The organism is Pseudomonadota bacterium (genome assembly GCA_039815145.1).
Classification (GTDB): domain Bacteria; phylum Pseudomonadota; class Gammaproteobacteria; order Steroidobacterales; family JBCBZW01; genus JBCBZW01.
Map to the genome: position 1 here is coordinate 1 of JBCBZW010000260.1, position 3,227 is coordinate 3,227.

General features: G+C 63.6%; 5 protein-coding genes. 4 read left to right on the top strand and 1 reads right to left on the bottom strand.

Annotated elements, in window-relative coordinates; all coding sequences use genetic code 11:
* The first annotated feature begins 19 nt into the window (after nt 1-19).
* Entirely contained in the window at nt 20-691 is a 672-nt protein-coding gene (locus AAF184_25465) for a tetratricopeptide repeat protein (GenBank protein MEO0425704.1), read from the top strand.
* A complete protein-coding gene (locus tag AAF184_25470; GenBank protein MEO0425705.1) occupies nt 691-1,257 on the top strand; it encodes an ECF-type sigma factor in 567 nt (188 codons plus the stop codon). The genes AAF184_25465 and AAF184_25470 overlap by 1 nt, the downstream gene beginning before the upstream one ends.
* Here the strand turns inward: AAF184_25470 and AAF184_25475 are convergent.
* A complete protein-coding gene (locus AAF184_25475; GenBank protein ID MEO0425706.1) occupies nt 1,251-1,469 on the bottom strand; it encodes a hypothetical protein in 219 nt (72 codons plus the stop codon). The two genes, AAF184_25470 and AAF184_25475, sit on opposite strands and share 7 nt — an antisense overlap.
* Nucleotides 1,470-1,607: 138 nt before the next feature.
* Between AAF184_25475 and AAF184_25480 the strand changes: the two genes are divergently transcribed.
* Nucleotides 1,608-2,570 (top strand): hypothetical protein, encoded by a 963-nt coding sequence (locus AAF184_25480; GenBank protein MEO0425707.1) that lies wholly within the window; start codon nt 1,608-1,610, stop codon nt 2,568-2,570.
* Nucleotides 2,571-2,651: 81 nt separating this feature from the next.
* The coding region (locus AAF184_25485) for a hypothetical protein (GenBank protein ID MEO0425708.1) at nt 2,652-3,227 on the top strand (576 nt) is incomplete at its 3' end.

A 3,227-nucleotide genomic window follows, 5' to 3' on the forward strand; every position in this document is an offset into this window, starting at 1 on the left:
CACGTTGACCGTGACGTACATGCACAACCTGGCGGTCGCGCAGCATGGACTGGGCCAGTATGACGATGCGGAGCCGCTGTACCTGGAGGTGATCGAGCGGGAAAGAGAGCTACTCGGGGAAGCGCATCCAGACAGGGAAGCGGCGATGACCAACCTCGGGCGTCTGTACGGCGACACCAGCCGACTCGACGAGGCGGAACGGTATCTTCGCCAGGCCGTTGAGCACGTCATTCGCACCCGAGGCGCCAGGCATACCTTCGTCGCCTACGACATGGTCAACCTGGCGAACCTGCTCACGATCAAAACCGAGTACGCCGAAGCCGAGGCGATCTTCCAGTCCGCGCTCGACATATACGATGAACAACTTGGTGAGCACCATCCCTACATCGCCTCGGCCAGCCTTGGCTATGCGGCCTTGTTGAACGCGGTCGGAAGGCCGAACGACACCATCGCCATGAGCGCCCGCGCGCAGACCATCATTGCGGAATCGTTGCCGAGCGGTCATTGGCTGGCGGCGAACAACGACAGCATTCTGGGCGAAGCCTACATGTTGCTGAATCGACTCGACGACGCCGAGCCCCTGCTGCGACGTGGCTACGATGCGCTCGCTCAGGCGCGGCCGGGCGATCGTTTGACCGACAACGCCCTGCGGCGGTTACAGGCCTTCGAACAGGTCAGGATTGCGCACTGATGGCGGATAACGATCCCCGGGAACCGATCACCCGGCTGCTCCGCCAGTGGGCGGATGGCGACGACGAGAGCCTTCAGGAGCTGACCCCGCACGTCTACCGCGAGTTGCACGCCATCGCGAATCAGATCTTTCGGCGCGAGCGTGCCGATCACACCTTGCAGGCAACGGCGCTGGTCAACGAGGCCTACGCCCGTTTGATTCAGTCGGACGTGGACTGGCAGGACCGCGGCCACTTCTTTTCGTTGGCGGCCCGGCTGATGCGTCGCGTGCTCGTCGACTACGCGAATGCCCGCTCCGCAGCGAAGCGGGGCAGCGATGTTCGCCCCCTGCCGCTGGACGATGTCATCGTCGTCACGCCCGAACTCGGTGAAGAGGTGCTCGACCTGCACGAGGCGCTTGAAGAACTCGCTGTGCACGACGAGCGCAAGGCGCAGATTCTCGAGCTGAACTACTTCGGTGGGTTGACCTACGCCGACATGGCGAAGGTGCTGTGCCTGTCCAGCAGCACCCTCGACCGGGAAATTCGCTTCGCAAAAGCCTGGCTGCGAACCCGCCTGAATCAGTAGCGCCGCCCGGGCCACGGCCGCAAGCCCGCGCGCATCAGGAGATCGCCATCGCTTGATGGCTGCTCGTCGGCCTCGAGCATCGCCAGCAGCTGGGCCTGCAGCGCTGGGTCGTCGCCCGTTTTCCGGACAGCAAACGCATGACGCTCACCCTGCGGCAACGTCACTGCCTGTGCGAACAGGGTCTCGAGACGCTTCCAGTCCTGATCGTCCAACTGACGTTCTCCTCCTAGCGTCCTCTCTCCTCTACTTAGCGGCGGATTGCATCGCAGTTGCCCACCGCGAATTCGCTGGGCAAGTTTTCGTCGAGTTCTCGCTTGAGTGTTCAAGGCCCAACACTCTTGGAGAATTTCATGAGACTTCCCAGTCGCATCCTCGCCATCGCCGGCACGCTCCTGGCCACCTTATTGGTGGTGCCTTGGGGCGCTTATGCCCAGACGCCCGCCGCGTTGCCCAACAAGTCATCCGTGCCCGTCAGGGAGTCCAGTCCGATCGATGGCACCTGGACCATCTCCACGCTTGGTAAGCGGATTCGCTTCGAAGGCGGGCGCGCCTACGCGGTAGACCCCTGGACGCACGCGGTCTTCTGGCAGATTCAGCCGGACATGGTGGTGCTGCAGAATCTCCGGCGCCTGGAGCCCGGGGCGTGGATCGCCGACGACTTGCCGCTCGCCGGCCCGGCCCAGATGAAGCTGGCCACGGACGGCAACATCGACGTCAAGGTGAAAGGGGCCCTGTTCGGCGTCAGCTACCGCCTGCTTCGCTCCGCCGTCGACGACGATGCCTGGCTAGCGGATGAGATGTCGAAGACGGACTTCTCCAGCGATGCGGCCTTCGCTGGCACGGGGGGCGGGCGAACGGCCGAGCCCATCGAGAAGTGGTACGTCTACATCCGACGCGTCTGGTGCACCGGCTCCGGCGTGGGCTTCGTCAAGGATGCGACTGGATACGTGAGCGTCAATGCCAGCCGGGCGGGCGATGCCGGGCGCACCGTGACGACCAAGCGCAAGAAGGTGAATACGGACTGTAAGAAGAAGTACGAGCGCACACGTTATGGCTACAAAGAAGGCGACGCTGGCCTGCTGGTGATCAAGGGAACGCGCGAGCAGATCAAGAACTACACGATCAACTACGACTTCGAATGGTGGTACGGCAAGAAGAGCACGAAATCCCGCACCGACCGTAAGCGCTACAACAAGCCGGGGGTTCTGCAGAACGGCCTCGGGATCGATGAACGCAAGGACTACACGTGGAAGATCGATGGCGGCATCGCGCCGGACTTCTACCTGCAAGTGCGATTCAAGCGGAAGCAATAGACCATGCGCCGCAACCCACTAAAACTCATCGCATGCCTGCTGCTCCTGGTGGGGCTATCTGCAGGATCCGTGCAGGCCCAGATGCCGGCCAACCTGCCGTACGAATCCAGCGCGGTCAGAAGCGACGTCCTCGGCATCGATGGCGACTGGAGAATCCGCGAGATCGGCAAGCGCATCCGTGTTGATCGCGGCATTGCCTACGCGCTGGACCCCTGGGTCCACGCGGTCCTGTGGCGGGTCAATCCGGGCATGGTGGTGATGCAGAACATCGAGCTCACCACCGACGGTCGCTACGAGGCCGACGACCTGCCCCTGCAAGGGCGGTCCACGATGACGTTACAAGCGGATGGCACGATCCGCGTGCTCGTCGCGGGCGCCTTCGGTCCGGTCAACCTCGTCCTTGAGCCGGTGACTGAGGTCGTCACCCTCGCGCAGGCCGAGCCACCACGGGCCACCGCAACGTCGTCGGACGCCGCGCCGCGCCTGCCCGCACCGGTCCCGATCGGTCGCCGTCGTCCCCTGCAGGAGGATCTGCCCGAATTTCGATCCTGGGAGTCCTTCACCGGTTGCGATGGTGAGGATGAGGCGGTGCCCGAAGCCGAGTCGCCCCGCGAACGCATGGAGAACGCCAATCGCGTCGACAAGATTGCCCAGCGG